Origin of the sequence: Agromyces mariniharenae, assembly GCF_008122505.1 — a bacterium.
GTDB classification, from domain to species: domain Bacteria; phylum Actinomycetota; class Actinomycetes; order Actinomycetales; family Microbacteriaceae; genus Agromyces; species Agromyces mariniharenae.
The window spans coordinates 77,294-94,834 of record NZ_VSSB01000002.1; the positions used below are offsets into that span (position 1 = coordinate 77,294).

20 protein-coding genes are annotated in these 17,541 nt (G+C 69.8%); 11 read left to right on the forward strand and 9 right to left on the reverse strand.

The features are described 5' to 3' along the window. Positions 1 to 235 precede the first annotated feature (235 nt). A complete protein-coding gene (locus FYC51_RS13655) occupies positions 236 to 460 on the forward strand; it encodes a hypothetical protein (RefSeq protein ID WP_148734366.1) in 225 nt (74 codons plus the stop codon). Positions 461 to 728: 268 nt separating this feature from the next. Here the strand turns inward: FYC51_RS13655 and FYC51_RS13660 are convergent, their stop codons facing one another. Both FYC51_RS13660 and FYC51_RS19835 read right to left on the reverse strand, forming a co-directional pair. Then, the gene (locus tag FYC51_RS13660) at positions 729 to 3,032 is read right to left on the reverse strand and encodes a heavy metal translocating P-type ATPase (protein WP_148734367.1); all 2,304 of its coding nucleotides are present in this window, start codon (positions 3,030 to 3,032) and stop codon (positions 729 to 731) included. After that, positions 3,029 to 3,376 (reverse strand): heavy-metal-associated domain-containing protein, encoded by a 348-nt coding sequence (locus tag FYC51_RS19835; protein ID WP_148734368.1) that lies wholly within the window; start codon positions 3,374 to 3,376, stop codon positions 3,029 to 3,031. The genes FYC51_RS13660 and FYC51_RS19835 overlap by 4 nt, the downstream gene beginning before the upstream one ends. A 113-nt stretch (positions 3,377 to 3,489) precedes the next feature. Between FYC51_RS19835 and FYC51_RS13670 the strand changes: the two genes are divergently transcribed. The 4 genes from FYC51_RS13670 to FYC51_RS13685 all read left to right on the forward strand — a co-directional run bounded on the left by FYC51_RS13670 (position 3,490) and on the right by FYC51_RS13685 (position 5,684). Next, a complete protein-coding gene (locus FYC51_RS13670; RefSeq protein WP_187432665.1) occupies positions 3,490 to 3,789 on the forward strand; it encodes a metal-sensitive transcriptional regulator in 300 nt (99 codons plus the stop codon). A gap of 73 nt (positions 3,790 to 3,862) precedes the next feature. Next, the gene (locus tag FYC51_RS13675; RefSeq protein WP_148734370.1) at positions 3,863 to 4,360 is read left to right on the forward strand and encodes a DUF6153 family protein; all 498 of its coding nucleotides are present in this window, start codon (positions 3,863 to 3,865) and stop codon (positions 4,358 to 4,360) included. A gap of 88 nt (positions 4,361 to 4,448) precedes the next feature. Continuing rightward, positions 4,449 to 5,063 carry a DUF305 domain-containing protein gene (locus FYC51_RS13680; protein ID WP_148734371.1) on the forward strand — a complete coding sequence of 205 codons (615 nt, stop codon included), beginning with the start codon at positions 4,449 to 4,451 and terminating at the stop codon, positions 5,061 to 5,063. A gap of 216 nt (positions 5,064 to 5,279) precedes the next feature. After that, complete coding sequence (locus FYC51_RS13685) at positions 5,280 to 5,684, forward strand: nuclear transport factor 2 family protein (RefSeq protein ID WP_148734372.1); 405 nt, start codon at positions 5,280 to 5,282, stop codon at positions 5,682 to 5,684. 36 nt (positions 5,685 to 5,720) lie between these two features. Here FYC51_RS13685 and FYC51_RS13690 read toward each other — a convergent pair whose 3' ends face one another. Continuing rightward, entirely contained in the window at positions 5,721 to 6,545 is an 825-nt protein-coding gene (locus tag FYC51_RS13690; RefSeq protein ID WP_148734373.1) for an alpha/beta hydrolase, read from the reverse strand. A 270-nt stretch (positions 6,546 to 6,815) separates the two neighbouring features. Here FYC51_RS13690 and FYC51_RS13695 point away from each other — a divergent pair, with 270 nt between their 5' ends. Then, positions 6,816 to 7,091 carry a hypothetical protein gene (locus FYC51_RS13695; RefSeq protein ID WP_148734374.1) on the forward strand — a complete coding sequence of 92 codons (276 nt, stop codon included), beginning with the start codon at positions 6,816 to 6,818 and terminating at the stop codon, positions 7,089 to 7,091. Positions 7,092 to 7,191: 100 nt separating this feature from the next. Further along, the gene (locus FYC51_RS13700) at positions 7,192 to 7,404 is read left to right on the forward strand and encodes a three-helix bundle dimerization domain-containing protein (RefSeq protein WP_148734375.1); all 213 of its coding nucleotides are present in this window, start codon (positions 7,192 to 7,194) and stop codon (positions 7,402 to 7,404) included. Between the two features lie 198 nt (positions 7,405 to 7,602). Here FYC51_RS13700 and FYC51_RS13705 read toward each other — a convergent pair whose 3' ends face one another. From FYC51_RS13705 to FYC51_RS13715, 3 genes are all read right to left on the reverse strand, one after another. Next, a complete protein-coding gene (locus tag FYC51_RS13705; RefSeq protein WP_148734376.1) occupies positions 7,603 to 9,033 on the reverse strand; it encodes an MFS transporter in 1,431 nt (476 codons plus the stop codon). A gap of 80 nt (positions 9,034 to 9,113) precedes the next feature. Further along, positions 9,114 to 9,323, reverse strand: a complete 210-nt coding sequence (locus FYC51_RS13710) for a hypothetical protein (protein ID WP_148734377.1) — start codon at positions 9,321 to 9,323, stop codon at positions 9,114 to 9,116. A 70-nt stretch (positions 9,324 to 9,393) separates the two neighbouring features. Continuing rightward, complete coding sequence (locus FYC51_RS13715; RefSeq protein WP_187432666.1) at positions 9,394 to 10,197, reverse strand: universal stress protein; 804 nt, start codon at positions 10,195 to 10,197, stop codon at positions 9,394 to 9,396. A gap of 172 nt (positions 10,198 to 10,369) precedes the next feature. Between FYC51_RS13715 and FYC51_RS13720 the strand changes: the two genes are divergently transcribed. Together FYC51_RS13720 and FYC51_RS13725 are read left to right on the forward strand one after the other, a co-directional pair. Continuing rightward, positions 10,370 to 12,112, forward strand: coding sequence for a sensor histidine kinase (locus FYC51_RS13720; RefSeq protein ID WP_148734379.1), 1,743 nt, complete (start codon positions 10,370 to 10,372; stop codon positions 12,110 to 12,112). Further along, positions 12,109 to 12,747, forward strand: a complete 639-nt coding sequence (locus FYC51_RS13725; RefSeq protein ID WP_187432667.1) for a response regulator — start codon at positions 12,109 to 12,111, stop codon at positions 12,745 to 12,747. Before FYC51_RS13720 ends, FYC51_RS13725 begins: the two co-directional genes overlap by 4 nt. Before the next feature lie 61 nt (positions 12,748 to 12,808). On the opposite strand, the gene FYC51_RS13730 is transcribed toward FYC51_RS13725, so the two are convergent. Next, positions 12,809 to 13,345, reverse strand: a complete 537-nt coding sequence (locus FYC51_RS13730) for a flavodoxin family protein (protein ID WP_148734381.1) — start codon at positions 13,343 to 13,345, stop codon at positions 12,809 to 12,811. 219 nt (positions 13,346 to 13,564) lie between these two features. On the opposite strand from FYC51_RS13730, the gene FYC51_RS13735 reads away from it, so the two are divergent. Next, positions 13,565 to 13,954, forward strand: coding sequence for an SHOCT domain-containing protein (locus FYC51_RS13735; RefSeq protein ID WP_148734382.1), 390 nt, complete (start codon positions 13,565 to 13,567; stop codon positions 13,952 to 13,954). 224 nt (positions 13,955 to 14,178) lie between these two features. Here FYC51_RS13735 and FYC51_RS13740 read toward each other — a convergent pair whose 3' ends face one another. Both FYC51_RS13740 and FYC51_RS13745 read right to left on the reverse strand, forming a co-directional pair. After that, a complete protein-coding gene (locus FYC51_RS13740; protein WP_238476390.1) occupies positions 14,179 to 16,491 on the reverse strand; it encodes an arylsulfatase in 2,313 nt (770 codons plus the stop codon). 100 nt (positions 16,492 to 16,591) lie between these two features. Next, positions 16,592 to 17,008, reverse strand: a complete 417-nt coding sequence (locus FYC51_RS13745) for an SHOCT domain-containing protein (protein WP_338014707.1) — start codon at positions 17,006 to 17,008, stop codon at positions 16,592 to 16,594. 175 nt (positions 17,009 to 17,183) lie between these two features. Between FYC51_RS13745 and FYC51_RS13750 the strand changes: the two genes are divergently transcribed. Then, a complete protein-coding gene (locus FYC51_RS13750) occupies positions 17,184 to 17,504 on the forward strand; it encodes a carboxymuconolactone decarboxylase family protein (protein WP_148734384.1) in 321 nt (106 codons plus the stop codon). Positions 17,505 to 17,541: the final 37 nt, after the last annotated feature.

The window sequence follows — 17,541 nt, forward strand, 5'->3', positions numbered from 1 at the left end:
GTTGGCGAGCGATCGCCACTGCACTTTCTGCCGCAACTGTCAAGGGCCCGGGCGGGATGCAGGTGGATGAGGAAGTGTCGACTACAACTGAGCATGCTGGCTGCCCGGAGAAGCGCACCGGCCCTTCCACCAGATCAGGTCTCGCGCTTCGCACCAGCGTTCCGCGACGTCGGCGAAACACATCCCGGGCTCATCGTTCACCTCACCTTGAGGTCGACTCGAGTGGAGGAAGATCATGAGAGCAGGGTCAGTCGGTTCCTACATCGTCGGAGTCGTCGCCGCTGTCGCCGCCGTGGCTTTGTGCATCGGCACGGCGATCCTCGCGGCCGACGAAGACGTGATTCAGGCGCTCTCCCTTCCCGAATGGCTTTCCGGGGTGGTCATGGCGGTGGCGATTTCGATCGTGGTCATGGTGACGGTGGTCGCAGCCATCGCGCTGATTCCCCGGAGGTGGCAGTGATGGCGCCAGAGTCACCCCTGTTCCGAGCCGTCGACCCGGGAGAGGCACGGATCGCGTCACCACGTGAGCGAGAGTTCTGGGCCCTCATGCTCGGACCAGCGCTCGAGCAGGAAGGGGTTCCGCGACATAGGGCACGGTCGTCCCGGGTCGACCCCACGCGCTCCGCACCGATCAGTGGTGACTGATCGACACGGCCGTCGGTGCTCACGGTGGGCGCGACGGCTCCTGCTCATCGCCGTCTTGGGATGGGTGAAGCCGCAAGGGCGACTCAGGGGCTGAGTCGCACCGTCTCCCGCTCCACAGCGGTTGCCTTCGCCGCAGGAACACCGTCGGAGGCGCCCCGGAAGGAACGCAGCCGCAGGCTGTTGCTCACGACGAACACCGACGACAACGCCATCGCCGCGCCCGCGACGAGCGGGTTCAGCATGCCGAGCATCGCCACCGGGATCGCCGCCACGTTGTACGCGAATGCCCAGAAGAGGTTCCCCTTGATCGTCGCGAGCGTGCGCCGGGAAAGCCGGATGGCGTCCACGACGGCGATCAGGTCGCTGCGGACCAGGGTCAGGTCGCTCGCCTCGATGGCGACATCCGTGCCGGTGCCCATCGCGATTCCGAGGTCTGCGGTCGCGAGCGCGACCGCGTCGTTCACCCCGTCGCCGACCATCGCGACCACGCGGCCGCCGGCCCGCAACTCCGAAACGACGTTCGCCTTCTCGGCAGGAAGCACCTCGGCGTGGATCTCGTCGATCCCCACCTCTGCGGCCACCGCACGCGCGGCCCGCGGGTTGTCGCCCGTCACGAGCACGGGGGTGAGTCCGAGTCGCTTCATCTGCGCGACCGCCTCGGCGGAGGTCGACTTCACGGTGTCGGACACGGCGACGACTCCTCGAGCCCGGCCGTCCCAGGCGACGGTGACGGCCGTCCGGCCGAGCCCTTCGAGTTCATCACTCGCTGCGGCGAGGTCCTCCGGCACGGTGATGCCCCAATTGCTCGTCAGCCAACCGGGTCGTCCGACGACCACGAGATGCCGATCGACCACAGCCTGAACGCCGACTCCCTGCGCCGACGCGAACGACTCGAGTCGGGGCAGCTCGCCGAGACGAGTGCGTGCCTCGGCGACGATGGCCGCTGCGATCGGATGCTCCGACCCGGCCTCGGCCGCGCCCGCGAGGCGCAGGACCTCCGCCTCATCCTCCGTGTCCGCGGCGACCACGTCCGTGAGCGACATCCTGCCCGTGGTCACCGTGCCCGTCTTGTCGAGCAGGATGGTGTCCACACGCCGGGTCGACTCGAGGATCTGCGGGCCCTTGATGAGGATGCCCAGTTGCGCGCCGCGGCCGGTGCCCACGAGCAGCGCGGTCGGCGTGGCCAACCCGAGGGCACACGGGCAGGCGATGATGAGCGTTGCAACTGCCGCCGTGAACGCCACCTCGGGCCCAGCTCCGATGAGGAGCCACACGACGAGCGTGCCGAGGGCGAGTGCGATGACGATGGGGACGAACACGGCGGATACGCGGTCGGCCAAGCGCTGCACTTCTGCCTTGCCGGTCTGCGCCTGCTCGACGAGGCGGGCCATGACGGCGAGCTCGGTGTCCGCGCCGACGCGAGTCGCACACACCACCAGCCGTCCGCCGGCATTCATGGTCGCGCCGATGACGTCGTCGCCGGGCCCGACCTCGACGGGAACGGACTCGCCCGTCAGCATGCTGGCGTCGACCGCAGAGCTGCCCTCGACGACGATGCCGTCGGTGGCGACCTTCTCCCCGGGGCGGACGACGAACAGGTCGCCGACGGCGAGCGTCGACGCCGGGACGCGTGCTTCGGCGCCGTCGCGGATGACGGATGCCTCCTTCGCGCCCATCTCGAGCAGGGCGGTGATCGCTGCGCTCGAGCGCGTCTTCGCCCGGGCCTCGAAGTACCTGCCCGCGAGGATGAAGACGGTGACGGCCGCGGCGACCTCGAGGTAGATCTCGTCGGCCCCCTGTCCCGGTGCGGTGAACAGGGCGAAGCTCATCGTCATGCCCGGCATGCCCGCCATGCCGAAGAACAATGCGTAGAGCGACCAGCCGAACGCGGCGAGGACGCCGACGCTGATCAGGGTGTCCATCGTGGCGGCGCCGTGGCGGAGGTTCACCCACGCTGCCCGGTGGAACGGCCACGCGCCCCACACCGCCACAGGCGCGGCGAGGGTGAGTGCGAGCCACTGCCAGTTCGTGAACTGCAGCACGGGGATCATCGACATCGCCACGACCGGCACGGTGAGCGCCGTCGAGACGATCAGCCGGCGACGCAGGGACGCGACCTCCGCGCTCATTCCATCTCGTTCCCCGGCCTCCGTGTCATCGGATGTCGGGGGCGGAGCGGGCAGCTCGGCGGTGTACCCGGTCGCCTCGATGGTCGCGATCGCATCGTCGACGCTCGTGCCTTCGGGGAGGGCGATGCTCGCGCGCTCGGTGGCGTAGTTGACCGTGGCCTCCACGCCGGGCATCCGATTGAGCTTCTTCTCGATGCGGGCCGCACACGAGGCGCAGGTCATCCCGCCCACGTCGAGCTCGACCTGCTGCGTGCTCATCGGGGCAGGGTGGCGAGCTCGTAACCGGCCTCGTCGACCGCGGCGGCGACCTCGGCGTCGGCGAGCGCACGAGAACTGCCGACCCTGACGCGAGAGATCCCTCCGGCGACCAGGTCGATGTCCACGTTGCTCACACCCTCGAGTCGGCCGATCTCCTCGGTGACGCTGGCGACGCAGTGCGAGCAGGTCATGCCCTCGACGCCGTATTCGGTCGTCAGGGCGGCGGAATGACCGTGGTCGCTGCCGGAGTGCGTGTGCCCGGGGTGGTCATGCGAGTGCTCGTGCGTACCGCTCGACGCGGTGTCGCAGGTGCAGATCTCGTGGTTGCCATTGCTGTCGCACATGCAGGGTTCCCCTTGTCTCGAATACCCCGGACGGGTACCATTCAATATACCCCTCAGGGGTACAGTGTCAAACTGTCGATCGAATGGGATCCAGCATGGATGAGGCGAGCCGGATGCGCACGGATCACGCGACGCACGGATACATCAGCGACAAGGGTGAGTACGTGCGCCGACTCAAGCGCATCGAAGGCCAGGCACGCGGCTTGCAGAACATGGTCTCCGACGAGAAGTACTGCATCGACATCCTGACCCAGGTCTCCGCGATGACCAGCGCACTCGAGGCGGTCGCGCTCGGGCTGCTGAACGACCACCTCACGCACTGCGTGCTCGTCGCAGCTGAAGAGGGCGGTGAGGAGGCCGAGCAGAAGCTGAAGGAGGCGTCCGCGGCCATCGCACGCCTCGTGCGGTCCTGAAGGACGAGGCGTCAGGTGCGTGTCGGGTACCCAGTGGGGGTACTAGGCTGTGGGGGACGGAGGAGTTGAGGCGATGGCGGGAATCCGCGCATTCGTGCGCACCGAGCTCAACGCCGCACGCCTGCTCGTGTCGCTCGCCGCTGCCATCGCCCTGATCGCAGGCCTGTTGGCCATGCACGTCCTCAGCACCTTCGGAAGCGACCACGCGCTCGCCGGACCCGTGACCATCTCGGAACACGCGCATCACCCAGTCGCTCCCGGCCATGCGGAACCGGGGGAGCAGGCAACCAACCTCTCGCCAGGGCACTCGGTCCTCTCGCTGGGGCACTCGGTCAGTGGGGAACCCTGTGACGGCGAATGCGACATGCCGGCCGGGATGCCCACCCACTCGATGCTGATGGCGTCCTGCGTGCTCGGACTCGTTGGCGCGATCCTGCTGCTGCTGCCTCCCGCATCGCGAGCGTTGCCGGCCGCCCTCGAGGCGACCCGGGTCGTGGGCGCCCGGATACTCCGAGCGGCTGCGCCGTTGCGTCCGCCGTCATTGCACGTCCTCTCGATCAGTCGCACCTGATTCGGCGATCGGCGGTTCAACCCGCACGGTCACTTCGCCCTGCCCGGGCGTCGAATCTCCCACTCACGACTGAAACGAAGGACCCCTGATGAAGACCCGCACAATCACCCTCGCCTCCGCGGCGTTCGTCGCCACCGTGCTGCTCGCCGGCTGTGCTCCCACGAGCGGCTCGGGCACCAACCCGATGCCCGGGATGGATCACAGTGCATCCCCGATGTCACCCGGCGGCGACTCGACCGAGGCGAACATGAGCGACCAGATGTTCGTGGAGATGATGATCCCCCACCACGAGCAGGCGATCGAGATGTCCGACCTGATCCTGGGAAAGGACGGCGTCGACCCGCGCGTGCTCGACCTTGCGCAGCAGATCAAGGACGCCCAAGGCCCCGAGATCGAGCAGATGAACAGCTGGCTCGAGGACTGGGGCATCCCGGCGATGTCCGGCGACGGCACGGACGGCATGGGCCACGGCGACGGCATGATGTCCGTCCAGGACATGGCCGAACTCGAGGCGGCCACCGGGAACGACGCCGCACGCCTCTTCCTCGAGCAGATGATCGTCCACCACCAGGGCGCCATCGACATGGCCGAGTCCGAAGTAGAGAACGGTCAGCACCCCGACGTGATCGAGCTGGCAGAGCAGATCATCGACGGGCAGACCGCCGAGATCGCCACGATGGAGCAGCTGCTCACCGAGCCCTGAGACCCATCGGCGGGGGTCGCGCATCCCGCGGCCCCCGTCCCGGGACCCGCACCATGACGAGGAGCCGCGCCCGTGCTCGAAGAGACGGGCGACCTTCATGGAGCAAGAGTTGTCGCGCCCCGCCGGAATCGGGAAGATACCGAGTGAAGGCCCAACCACGACCGGTTGAACCACGAGACAGGAATTCTCCGAAACCTCGGCGCATGAGGAGGCCGAATGCTCGACTCGCGATTGAGAGCACAACTGGAGCGTCACTGGCAATACTCCGGCAAGGACGAGGACATCGCCCACGAAATCTATGCCGAGGACGCGGTCCTCGAGTTCCCTCAGGGCGGCGAGCGCTACGAGGGCATTGAGAACTTCCGCGAGTGGCGACGTAGATATCCAGCAGACGTCGCCTTCAAGATCCGCCGCCTCAACCGTCACGGAGATCTCGTCGTCGCCGAACTCTTCATCAGCTACGACGGCGGTCCACCCATGTACACGGTCAACCTCATGGAACTCGATTCAGACGACCTCGTCGTCCACGAGCGCATCTACATCATGGAAGGCTGGGCTGCTCCCGAGTGGAGGGCGCCGTGGCGCTCCGCCACTCCTGCCGACTCGGTCACCTGGGACTGACGCATCCAACGCCCCGGAGACGGAATTGCCACCGATTCAGGCTGGTGCGGGCTTCGCATGCCTCACGGCCCAATCGAGCGCGAAGTCGGCGATCTGCTCCCATTCAGGTACCGCGGGAAGCAGGTGCGGGCCGTCGTACTCGACGATCTCGGTCGTGGTGTTCGACGTGTAGTGCTTGACGTTCGAGTGACCGACCTTCGGTGGGAAGAGCGGATCCTGCCTCCCTGAGATGAACAGCAGCGGCGCCCGCGCGTCGTTGTCGTAGTCGACGTAGGTGTCGTCTTTCCCCGGGTGGATGTTGGCGAGTGCGCTACCCCAGAAGACCTTCCCGGAGGCCGGGATGTGGTACCGATCGTAAAGAGCTTGCGAATCTGCTTCGCTGAACGTGTTCGCGAAGATCTCGTACCACTGCTCGGGGGTCAGACCGACCGCCCGGTGCCGGTTCGCCGGGTTCTTCAAGACCGGGAACGAGGACTTGATCTCGGAGAACGGGATGATCTTCACGCCCTCGGTGGGGGCGGAGTTGATCGCCACACCGGCCGCCCCGTAACCGTGGTCGAGCAGGATCTGCGTGAACGCCCCACCGGCCGAATGGCCGATGATGATCGGTGGACGGTCGAGCTTGCCGATCAACTCCTCGAGTATCGTGATGATCTCGGAGACTTCGAGGTTCTCGATGGGTGTCGGGTCCGCACGCAGCGCCTCGACTTCAATCTCGAACCCGGGATAGGCCGGCGTGAGGACGGTGTATCCCTTGCCTTCGTAGTGGCTCTTCCAGTGCTCCCAACTCCGAGGTGTGACCCAGAATCCGTGGATCAGCACGATCGTGTTCGGGGCTGTGTCTGAGGTGGGATCGGACATGACGCCCTCCTTCGCTCGTCCGCTCCTGTCTACCCCTTCGAAGCCCACCCCGGAAGAGAGCAGCTCTCCTTCGACGGCGGCGCCGCAGATGCCGCACAGTGCTTCGACCTGCCTCGCGGGCGCACCATCCTCATGGGCTCGCGCGTCGAGGTGTGAGCCGGAAGAGTTCACGGGTCGTTCACCGAGGAGCGATTGCCGCCGGCGTCGACCGCGTCGAGAATGCACGCATGGCCGAGCGTGCGGGCACCGACCCGTTTGGCGGGTGAACTCATGGCTTCACCACGGATCTACTCCGCCGAGGACGCGCTCACCGTCACGGCGTTTCCACTCTCCGACGATGTCGGCTACGTCGTCCGGGTGGGCGACGGCGATCTCGACGGCGTGTTCCTGGGATCCGTGTTCCACGAGGAGGGTCGGTGGGAGGCGTTCGCTCCGCCGGGTGCGGACGGCGCGCCGCGGCTGCTCGGCTCCCACGAGGATCTCGACGACCTGATCACCGACGTCTTCCTCAGCCAGGTGCGCCTCGGCGACGGGTCCGACTGGTGAGCGCTGAGGGTTCGGTCGGCGTCGGGCCGGATGTCGCGGTCGACGTGCCCGATCTCGGGTGCGGTTGACCGACACCGGCTCGCACGGCGAGACTCTGCCCATGCAGACTCCCGACGAAGAGCGCGAGCTCGCCGAGGTGATCGACCGCCTGACCAAGCGCTTCCCGACGGCGAGCACGGCCGAGGTCGAGGGAGCCGTGAATGTCGAGTACCTCGCGCTCCAGGGCAATCCCGTTCGCGATTTCGTGCCCGTGCTCGTCGAGAAGCAGGCGAAGAAGCGACTGAAGCACTCGCATTCCCCCAGCGAGGAGTAGGCGGCTCACGTCATCCGGGCTAGAGCCAGGGTTGCGCTCGTGCACCTCAGTGGTGATGTCCGCCTGAATGACCGCCGGATGCCTCGACGCTGCGCCGCGCGTCCAGTGCGAACTGGGCCGTGTGGACCTGCCCGTCGACCTGGAAGTCCTGGGCCGCGAGGGGCGCGGACGCATCCGCGCCCCTCGCGAGTGCGTGCATCAGGCGTCGGCACCCACCAGCTCGGCGTCCGCCACCTCGGTGGTGCGTCGACCCCTGAGTGTGACGGCGGCGAGCGTCCCGCCGACGGTGGCGATGACCGCCGCGCCGAGGAATCCTGCCGCGTACCCGGTCGTGAGGGCCTCGGCGGTGGTGCCGCCCGCGGCGATCGTCGAGCTCAGCACGGTGAGGGCGGCGAGCCCGACGGCCGAGCCGATCTGGTAGCTGGTGTTCACCAGCCCCGAGGCGACACCGGTCTCCTCCGGTCGTGCAGCCGCGATGGCGGTTCCGAGCGACGGCACGAACGTGAGGGCCATGCCGAATGCGGCGACCAGCGACGCCGGAAGGACGTCCAGGACGTAGGTGCCGTCGGGCCGGGCGAACCCGAGCCACACGAGTCCGGCCGCGAGGAACGCGAACCCCGCGACGATGAGCGCCTTCGCGCCGAACCTCGCGAGCAGGCGCGGCCCGACGAGCGTCATCCCGAGGACGATCAGGAGCGTCATCGGCAGGAGCGCGGCTCCGGCGGCGAATGCGCCGGCCCCCAGCACCTGCTGCAGGTACAGGTTCAGGAAGAACCACATCGGCACCCACGCGGCGCCGAGCAGGAGCTGGGCGAGGTTCGCCGCACCGAGCTGCGGCGCCCGGAAGATGCCGAGGCGCAGCAGGGGCTGGCGCGACCGCGCCTGCACGAGGAAGAACAGCACGAGCAGGACGGCGCCGACGCCGAGGGCGACGAGCGTCTCGGGCGACGCCCAGCCGACCTCGGGTGCCCGCACGATGCCGTAGACGAGGGCGGCCAGGCCGCCGGTGCCGGTCACTGCGCCGATCACGTCCACGGACCCACGCCGACCGGCGATGGCCGGAAGCGCAACGAGGGCGAGCACGATCACGAGGGCGGCGATCGGCACGGTGATGTAGAACACCCACGGCCAGCTGGCGTACTCCGTGAGCACGCCGCCGAGGAACACGCCCGCTGTGCCGCCGATCGGTGCCGCCGCACCATAGACCGCGAGGGCCTTCGGCAGGTCGGAGGTGCCGCCGAACAGCGCCATCAGCAGGCTCAGCGCCGCCGGAGCGATGAGCGCGGCACCGGCGCCCTGGACTGCACGCCCGGCGATCTCGACCGCGGCGTCACCGGCCGCCCCGGCGAGGATCGATCCTGCGGCGAGGACCAGCCATCCGCCCAGGAACACCTTGCGTGCTCCGAGGAGGTCGGAGAGTCGACCGCCCAGGAGGAGCAGTCCGCCGAACGCGATGACGTAGGCGTTGAACACCCAGGACAGCGACTCGGGCGTGAAGCCCAGTTCCGCCTGCATGTCGGGAAGGGCCACGCCGATGATCGACGTGTCCATGATGACGACGAACTGCGCCGCGGCGATGAGTGCGAGGCCGAGCCACCGGCGCGGCGCGCCGGTCGGGGATGGTGACATGGGTCACTCCTTTCGAGATGTCTTGAAAGACATCTACGCAATACCCCTATGGGGTATTCCCGAAGTGACCCGGGATCCCGCTACGCGTGCGCGGTGACGTTGCGGATGGTCACGCGGACGCAGACCGGTCCGCTGGCCCGGATGCCATCGCGGACCCGACCCGGTGCCCGCGAGATGGTCACCGTTCCATCGAGCGGTGAGATCGTCAGCGTCAGCGGCGACGCCGTCCGCGCGACCGCATCAGATGAACGAGGGATGCGGCGGTGGATCGTGATCGGCTCGGCAGGCATGCCCACAGGATCGCCGACGTTCGCGGCATCCGATGGGTCGAACGTCCCACGGCGTTGCCCGCCGTCGTGCTCACTGCGCCGTGGAGTGCGGCACGATGACGACCGGGCCGCCGGCATTCAGGAGCAGCTCGCTGTTCGTCCGCCCGAGCGGGCGGAACCCGCGAGCCCCCGGCTCGGTCGGACGACCGCTGACGGTGAGGACCGCCCGCCCCGAGGCATCCGCGAGCGCCTGCCCGGCGGGAGCGGTCGAGCGCCGGAGCACGACGTCGACGGTCGACGCCTCGCCGGCGGCATCCGTGAGCCTCGACAGCGACCGGTCGTCGAACGGGAGGTCGCGGTCGGACCGGATCACGGTGAGCGGCTGGCCGAGGCGGGCCGCTTCCTGGATCGCGAAGCGCACCGCTCCGATCCAGCCCGGCGCATTGCCGGCGCCGACGACCACGCCGCTCCGCCCGTTGCCGGCCGACGCGGTGACGACCGCGACCGGGACCGGCGACATCGCCGCGAGCTGGAGGCCGCGCGCGCCGAGCGCGTGCCCGTGGAACGAGCCGGTCTTGTGCGAGCCGATGACGACCGACTCGTAGGCCGAGGCCGACGTCGCGAGCTCGAGCATCGGAGCGCCGACGTCGATACCCGCGGACACCGGCACCCCGTCGGTCGCCTGGCGGGCGAACGCCAGTTCACGGGCGGCGAGGCGTTCGGCGTCGCTGCGCAGCTCCCGCACGTCACGGTCGCTGATCGTGCCCCACTCGTCGTCGACCACGTTCATCAGGAACACCTCGGCACCCAGGTCGCCGGCGCGGGCGATCGCCCACGCGATGGCGGCGCGGCTCGCGACCGACCCGTCGATGCCCACGAGAATCGTCGGATCCATCGGCCCGCCTCCCGGCTCCAGTCGCTGCTGCCGTCGTCGCGGCGGACCACGAGGACGGCATGCGCCCATGTTCGCGCCCGCCCGGTCGCGGCGGCGGGCCTTTGGTCCCCCGCTCGACTGCCGACCCGACCGGCCCGGTGGTAGCCTGCGCTCAAGTCGTCCCGGAGGTGCCATGCCCGGTCAGCGGACCCCCGGCTCCCTCCCCGGAGACCCGGGGTCCGAGCTCGATCGTGCCCTGCACGAGCTCGTCGACCGCGCCGGCGAGATCGTGCACTCGCAGGATCGGCTGCGGTCCCTCCTGCGGGCCACCCAGGCCGTCGTCGAGCCGCTCGACCTTCCCGTCGTCCTCGAGCGCATCGTGCAGGCGGCTGTCGAGCTGGTGGACGCGAGGTACGGCGCGCTGGGTGTCATCGCCGAGCACGGCGGGCTCGAGGCGTTCATCCACGTCGGGATCCCCGAGGAGCAGGTGGCGGAGATCGGCCACCTGCCCGAGGGACGCGGCATCCTCGGAGCCCTGATCGACGATCCGAGGCCCATCCGCCTGCGGCACCTCAGCGACGATCCGCGTTCGGTCGGCTTCCCGGTGGGACATCCGCGCATGGAGGGGTTCCTCGGCGTCCCGGTACGCGTGCGCGACGAGGTCTACGGGAATCTCTACCTCACCGAACCGCGGTCGGGCGAGTTCAGCCATGCCGACGAGGAGCTCGTGTCCGCGCTCGCCGCGACCGCGGGGTTCGCGATCGCGAACGCGCGGCTCTACGACGAGACGCTGCTGCGCCAGCAGTGGACGGCGGCGTCGGCGCAGATCGCGTCCGCGCTGCTCGACACCGCCAGCACGGCCGCGCTGCCGCTGCTCGCCGATGAGCTCGCCGCCAGGTCGACGACCGACCGCGTGTGCATCCTCCTCGCGGGCGCCGAGCCCCTGACGCTGCGGATCGCGGAGGCGCGGGGCTCCGGCGCCGACGATCTGGCCGGTCGTGCCCTGTCCTCGATGGACACCGCCGCCGGGCTCAGCTTCGAGTCGGGCGATGCGCGCGTCGTCCCCGGCAGCCGCGACGCCTCCGCCGTCGACGCGCTCGCGATCGTCCGCGACGGGGCCGCGGGCCCGGTCATGACGGTGCCGCTCACCCACGCGAACGCGGTCTGGGCCGTCGTCGCGCTCGCCCGCGAACCGGGCCGAGCGTCGTTCACCCCGGCCGAGCTCGACATCGCCGGGGACCTCGCGATCCGCGTCGGCCTCGCCATCGAGCTCGCCGAGGCCCGTGAGCAGCGGCAGCGCGAAGAGCTCAGCGAGGACCGGTCCCGGATCGCCCGCGACCTCCACGACCACGTCATCCAGCAGCTGTTCGGCGTGGGGCTCGAACTGCAGTCGCTCGCCGGCGATGCGCAGCCGGATGCCGCGGCTCGCCTGCAGGGTGCCATCTCCACGCTCGACGACGCGATCGCCCAGATCCGCACGATCATCTTCGCCCTGCGACCGCGCGGGCCGAAGCGATCGGTGCGGCACCGGATCCTCGACCTGGTGGCGGAGGGGTCGTCGGGATTCCCGCATCCCGTGCCGGTGAGCTTCTCGGGCCCGGTCGACCTCGTCATCGACGGTTCCCTCGGCGACGACGTCGCAGCGGTCGTCCGGGAGCTCCTGACGAACGCGGCCCGTCACTCCGACGCCGACCAGATCCGCATCTCCGTGACGGTCGACCCCACCTGGGTTCGAGTCGTGGTCGATGACGACGGCGTCGGCATCCCCGAGCAGGGCCGGCGGAGCGGGCTGGACAACCTCCGGATCCGAGCGGAGCGTCGTGGGGGCACCCTGCGCATCGACTCCGCCCCCGGCATGACGGAGGTCGAATGGCGCGTCCCCTCGCCCGGGGCTCGCTCCGAAGCCGACCCCGATGCCATCGGAGGACCCCTGTGACGCGCATCTTCCTCGTCGACGACCACGAGATCGTCCGTCGCGGCATCGCCGAGCTCCTCGATCGCGAGCCCGACCTCGAGGTCGTCGGAGAGGCCGGCGACGTCACCCACGCGCTGACCCGCATCGCGGCGACGCGCCCCGACGTGGCCGTGCTCGACGTGCGACTGCCTGACGGCGACGGCGTCGAGCTCTGCCGCGAGGTCCGCTCGCGGCATCCCGAAGTGCGCTGCCTCATGCTCACCGCCTACGACGACGACGAGGCGACCATGTCCGCCGTGCTTGCAGGAGCGTCGGGCTACGTGCTGAAGAACGTCTCGGGCTCGCGCCTGCTCGAGGACATCCGAGCCGTGGCATCCGGTCGCTCACTGCTGCACCCCGCGGCCACCCGGCACCTCGCGGAGGGGGCGGAGTCGGGCGATCGCGACGATCCGAGGTTCGGCTCCCTGCAGCTCAGGGAGCGGCAGGTGCTGGCGCTCATCGCCGAGGGGCTCACCAACCGGCAGATCGGCGAGCGCCTCGGACTCGCGGAGAAGACGGTGAAGAACTACGTCTCGGGGCTGCTCAGGAAGCTGGGCCTCGAGCGGCGCACTCAGGCGGCCGTGTACGAGCTCGAGCGCCGCGAACCGCCGGGGTGACGGGCCGACGTCGTCGGCCACGTCCGGCGCGGCCCGGAAACCAGCGCCGCCTGCGTGCAGTTCAGCCCGACGCGGAGGCCTGCATGGCGAAGACGGTCCTGCCCAGGTTCCCGCCCCATTCGCGGGCGCGCTCGAGTTCGCCCTCGACGAGGGTGTTGTCGGTCGTGACGAGGAAGCACTCGGCCTCGACCGCAGGGCGCGGCCACTGGCGCCGCAGCCGGCGCTCGATCCCCGCGGCGGCATCGCCGGAGAAGATCCGGGGGATGTCGACGCGCGTCCCGTACGCGGCCCACGCGCCCGGGGCGTCCTCGACCGCATCGACCCACTCGCGCACGCCCGCCTCGGCCGCGCCCGGCTCGAGCGCGAGGTGCTTCTCGGGGTCGGCGGCCCACTTCGCGGCATCCGCCCTCGAGGCTGCCCGAGGCAGTGAATGGGCGTGCGTGGGGGCGCCGACGACGACCAGGTCGACGGTCTGGTGCGAGGCGGATGCCGCGGGCTCGACCCGGACCTCGGTGAACTCCGACAGGCCCTCGCCGATCGCCTCGGCGATCCGACGGGTGTTCCCGAACATCGACTCGTAGATCACGAGCGCACTCATGGTGTTCTCCCTTCCACGACCAGCCTTCGGGGCCCCGGCGGACGCGGCTGGGGCGAAGGTCCCGCGGTGCGCCACGAGCTCCCGCGCGTGCCGCGGTGGGACGGTCCGGGCGGGTGATCAGGTCATCCGTTCGGGGGTGTTGCGATCCGATTCCGGCGAGGTCTAGCGTCAGGGCAGGTTCGGCGCGACGGATGACGCCGAGGGACGAAAGGTACGACGATGAACAGTCTCTGGGATTTCCTCGTCTGGCTCTTCTGGATCTACATCGCGATCGCGTGCATCTGGATCTTCATCACGATCTTCATCGACATCTTCCGCGACAAGTCGCTGAACGGCTGGGCCAAGGCCGGCTGGGTGATCTTCCTCGTGTTCCTGCCGTTCCTGGCCGCGCTGGTGTACCTCATCGCGCGCGGCGGCTCGATGGCCGAGCGGCGAGCGGGGGAGATGCGTCAGATGCAGGCGGCGAACGACGAGTACATCCGGAGCGTCGCCGGCAGCGGCGGAACCTCCGCGGCATCCGAGATCGCGAGCGCCAAGCAGCTGCTCGACTCGGGCGCGATCTCGCAGGCCGAGTACGACCAGCTCAAGGCCAAGGCGCTGAGCAGCTGAACTGAACCGGGGAGGCGGCGGCGGTCGATGCGGAATGCACGGCCGCCGCCGCTGGCCGCCCCGACCGTTCGGCTCGATGCGCCGGCAGCATCACGCGGTGAACCGTTCGCGGATCCGCCTGGTTCTCCACACGGGTCGGGCATCGGCTCGGGGATCCGGGGGGAGTGTCCCGCGCCCGGCCCCGCGCACGCCTCGGTCCCCAGGTTCGGCGTGCGCGGAGCCCCTCAGCCGGCCGCCTGCGGCACCGCGTACGCGATGTGCACCCGGTCGATGCGGCCGTCGAACGCGAACGGCATGCGGTCGGCATAGTGCCGCGAAACGGCCCCGCCGTACGCCCGCCCGATGTCGAGGCAGTCGTTCGCCGAGAACAGCAGCGGCGCGCTGACGGGCACGGTGCCCGAGCCGACCTCGGTGCCGTCCACGCGGAGCACGACCCGCAACGGGCCGCCCGGCCGGGGTTCGAGGTACGTCGTCTCGACCTCGATCATGACGTCGTCGCCCGCCGGGATCGGCGACGCCGACGCGATGACCGTGCGCTCGACCAGGAAGAGGTTGTACTCGTACGTGAGCACGCCGTCGGCGAAGAAGCAGGTGAGACCGCCGCCCGCGCCGCCGAGCTTGTAGAGCACGCCGTTCGCCCGATCGCCGAGCCGCACCCGCATGGTGACCGTGTTCGGGCGGTTGCCGAGCGCGGGGGCGCAGAACTCGGGAACGCGCACGGTGTCGCCGCTCAGCTCCCACTCGGTGTACGGCGGGCTGATCCGGTCCTCGGGGTGCAGCGCGGGCACCCAGAGCCCGCCGCCGATGGGCAGCGCGTCGTTGCGCGCCGCCTCGATCGCGAACAGCTCCTTCAGCTCGGCGAGCTTCTCGGGATGGTCGGCGGCGAGGTCGCGCGCCTGGCTCCAGTCGTGGTCGAGGTCGTAGAGCTCCCACGGGTCCTGATCGGGGGTCCACGTCGCGATGCCGGGGGGTGCGCCGGGCACCCACGGCAGGCGCGGCCCGAGCGCGGACGCCATCCACCCGTCGGAGTAGACGGCACGGCTGCCCATGATCTCGAAGTACTGCGTGCGACGGCGGCCCGCGGCATCCGCGTCGTCGATGGAGTACGCGAGGCTGATGCCGTCGATCGGGTCCTGCGGGATGCCGTTGACGGAGTCGGGGTGGGAGATGCCGATGATCTCGTAGATCGTCGGCACGACGTCGACCACGTGGTGGAACTGCGTCCTCGGCACCGGGTCGGGCTCGATGCGGCCGTTCCACTGCACGAACATCGGGTTGCGCGTGCCCCCGAGGTGCGACGCGAGCAGCTTCATCCCCTGGTACGGCGACGAGCCCGCCCATGCCCAGGCGGCGTGGTACTGGTTGTCGGTCGCCGGCGTGCCGAGCGCGTCGAGCCCGCCGAGCTCCTCCAACGCCGCGATGTGCTGGTCGACGGTCGACGGGATCATGTTCTGCGCGAGCAGTTCGCTGATGGTGCCGTTCTGGCCCTCGCCCGACGACCCGTTGTCGCCCCAGATGTAGACGACGATCGTGTCGTCGCCGTAGCCGAGTCGCTCGAGCTCGTCGATGAGCCGGCCCGCCTGCACGTCGGCGTGCTCGCCGAAACCGGCGGCGACCTCCATGAGGCGGCGCTGGAACGGCTTCTGGTGCTCGGGGATGTCGTCCCACGCCGCGAGGCTCTCGGGCCGCGGGGTGAGCTCCGCGTCGGCGGGGATCCAGCCGGCCGCCTTCGCGCCCTCGTGGGCGCGCTCGCGGTAGGCGTCCCAGCCGTCGTCGAAGGCCCCCGCGTACCGGTCGGCCCATTCCTTCATGATGTGGTGCGGGCCGTGCAGCGCGCCCGTCGCCCAGTACATGAAGAACGGCTGGTCGGGCTTCAGGGCCTTGTGATTCCGCAGCCAGGCCATCGCGTCGTCGGCGATGTCCTCGCTCAGGTGGTAGCCCTCCTCGGGCGTCTTCGGCGGCAGCACCGACGTGGTGTTGCGCACGAGGTTGGGCTCGTACTGGGATGCCTCGCCGGCGAGGAACCCGTAGAAGTACTCGAACCCGTAGCCGGTCGGCCAGCGATCGAACGGCCCGGCGACCGTGGTCTCCTCGGCCGGCGTGTTGTGCCACTTGCCCCAGGCGCCCGTGGCGTAGCCGTACTGCCGCAGCACCTCCGCCATGGTCGCGCTGCTCTTCGGGATGTGGCCGGAGTAGCCGTCCCAGTCGTTGGCGAGCTCGGCGATCTGGCCGTTGCCGACGCGGTGGTGGTTGCGGCCGGTGAGCAGCGACGCCCGAGTCGGCGAGCACATGGCCGTCGTGTGGAACCGGTTGTAGCCGACGCCCCGCGCGCGCACCCGATCGAGCGTCGGCGTGCGCACGGCACCGCCGAGCGTGGTCGGCAGCGCCGGCCCCGCATCGTCGATCAGGATGATGAGCACGTTCGGGGCGTCGGCCGGCAGGTGATGGTCGGGCGGCTTCGGGCTGTAGGTGGACTCCTGCATGGTGCGTCCGGCGATGCTGCCCGATGCCGCCGGCGGGAACGGCAAGGTCCTCACCGGCGGCAGGGGCGAACCGATCACCGAATCGCGTGTCTCGTCCGTCATCTCACGTCCGTCCTTCCCCACGAACCCGAACCCCCGCAGCCGTCCGCCGCGGTCAGGCGGCCAGCGCCTTCGCCTTGAGGGCGTCGAACTCCGCCTGCGTGATGGTTCCCGCGGCGAGCATCTGCTGCGCCTTCTCGATCTCGGCCGTCGGCGAGGCGGCCGAACCGCTGACGCTGCGGATGTAGTCGGCGTTCGCCTGCTGGGCGTCTCGGACGCGTGCCATGTTGCGCTCGGCCATCCCGCGCCCGCGCGCGATCAGGTAGACCAGCGCCGCCAGGAACGGCAGGAACACGAGGAAGATCAGCCACAGCGCCTTGCCCCACCCGTTCAGGGTGTGGTCGCGGAAGATGTCGATCACGATCGAGATGAAGATCCAGATGCACGCGAAGAGGATGTACACCCAGAAGAGCCAGACCAGGAATTCCCAGAAGTTCATCGTCCTGCCTTTCGTCGTGCGGTCGTCGTCCACGTCGGACACGCCGTCGCCCGAACGCTACTGCGGCGTTCGCCGGGGGCACATCATGCGAATCGCGTGAAGCCGTTCGATGCCGTGGATCACGCGATTCGCGTGATGCGGGCGGGGCATCCGTCGGATGGAATGTCGGCGTACTCACGGATGCCGGATGTCGACGGGAGGGGCCCTGGTGGACTACACCGAACGGTTGCGCCGGCTGACGATCAACGACCAGCGCCTCGGCGCGGAGGTCGGGGAGGCGGTCGAGCTCGACCGCAGGACGCTCGCACTCGTCCGGATCGCCGCGCTCGTGGCCGTGGGCGGTCCCGAGCCGTCGTTCGGCGCCGAGGCGGATGCCGCGGTGAGCGCCGGGGCGTCGCCGAGCGAGATCGTCGACGTGCTCGCCGGGGTCGTCCCGGTCATCGGGCTCCCGCTCGTCGTCGCGGCCGCCCCGAAGCTCGCCCTGGCCCTCGGCTGCGACGTGGGACTCGCGCCCGACGACACGTTCTGATCTCCGTCGCGCCCGCCGGTGATTCGCCGATCGGGAA

What these genes read in the sequence shown, in the direction of transcription:
- FYC51_RS13700 (WP_148734375.1), top strand. Translation starts at nt 7,192, where the DNA reads ATGCAGACTCCCGACGAAGAGCGCGAGCTCGCCGAGGTGATCGACCGC.
- FYC51_RS13715 (WP_187432666.1), bottom strand. Translation starts at nt 10,197, where the DNA reads ATGGATCCGACGATTCTCGTGGGCATCGACGGGTCGGTCGCGAGCCGC.
- FYC51_RS13730 (WP_148734381.1), bottom strand. Translation starts at nt 13,345, where the DNA reads ATGAGTGCGCTCGTGATCTACGAGTCGATGTTCGGGAACACCCGTCGG.
- FYC51_RS13735 (WP_148734382.1), top strand. Translation starts at nt 13,565, where the DNA reads ATGAACAGTCTCTGGGATTTCCTCGTCTGGCTCTTCTGGATCTACATC.
- FYC51_RS13660 (WP_148734367.1), bottom strand. Translation starts at nt 3,032, where the DNA reads ATGAGCACGCAGCAGGTCGAGCTCGACGTGGGCGGGATGACCTGCGCC.
- FYC51_RS13675 (WP_148734370.1), top strand. Translation starts at nt 3,863, where the DNA reads ATGGCGGGAATCCGCGCATTCGTGCGCACCGAGCTCAACGCCGCACGC.
- FYC51_RS13670 (WP_187432665.1), top strand. Translation starts at nt 3,490, where the DNA reads ATGCGCACGGATCACGCGACGCACGGATACATCAGCGACAAGGGTGAG.
- FYC51_RS13720 (WP_148734379.1), top strand. Translation starts at nt 10,370, where the DNA reads ATGCCCGGTCAGCGGACCCCCGGCTCCCTCCCCGGAGACCCGGGGTCC.
- FYC51_RS13705 (WP_148734376.1), bottom strand. Translation starts at nt 9,033, where the DNA reads ATGTCACCATCCCCGACCGGCGCGCCGCGCCGGTGGCTCGGCCTCGCA.
- FYC51_RS13710 (WP_148734377.1), bottom strand. Translation starts at nt 9,323, where the DNA reads ATGCCTGCCGAGCCGATCACGATCCACCGCCGCATCCCTCGTTCATCT.
- FYC51_RS19835 (WP_148734368.1), bottom strand. Translation starts at nt 3,376, where the DNA reads ATGTGCGACAGCAATGGCAACCACGAGATCTGCACCTGCGACACCGCG.
- FYC51_RS13690 (WP_148734373.1), bottom strand. Translation starts at nt 6,545, where the DNA reads ATGTCCGATCCCACCTCAGACACAGCCCCGAACACGATCGTGCTGATC.
- FYC51_RS13680 (WP_148734371.1), top strand. Translation starts at nt 4,449, where the DNA reads ATGAAGACCCGCACAATCACCCTCGCCTCCGCGGCGTTCGTCGCCACC.
- FYC51_RS13685 (WP_148734372.1), top strand. Translation starts at nt 5,280, where the DNA reads ATGCTCGACTCGCGATTGAGAGCACAACTGGAGCGTCACTGGCAATAC.
- FYC51_RS13655 (WP_148734366.1), top strand. Translation starts at nt 236, where the DNA reads ATGAGAGCAGGGTCAGTCGGTTCCTACATCGTCGGAGTCGTCGCCGCT.
- FYC51_RS13695 (WP_148734374.1), top strand. Translation starts at nt 6,816, where the DNA reads ATGGCTTCACCACGGATCTACTCCGCCGAGGACGCGCTCACCGTCACG.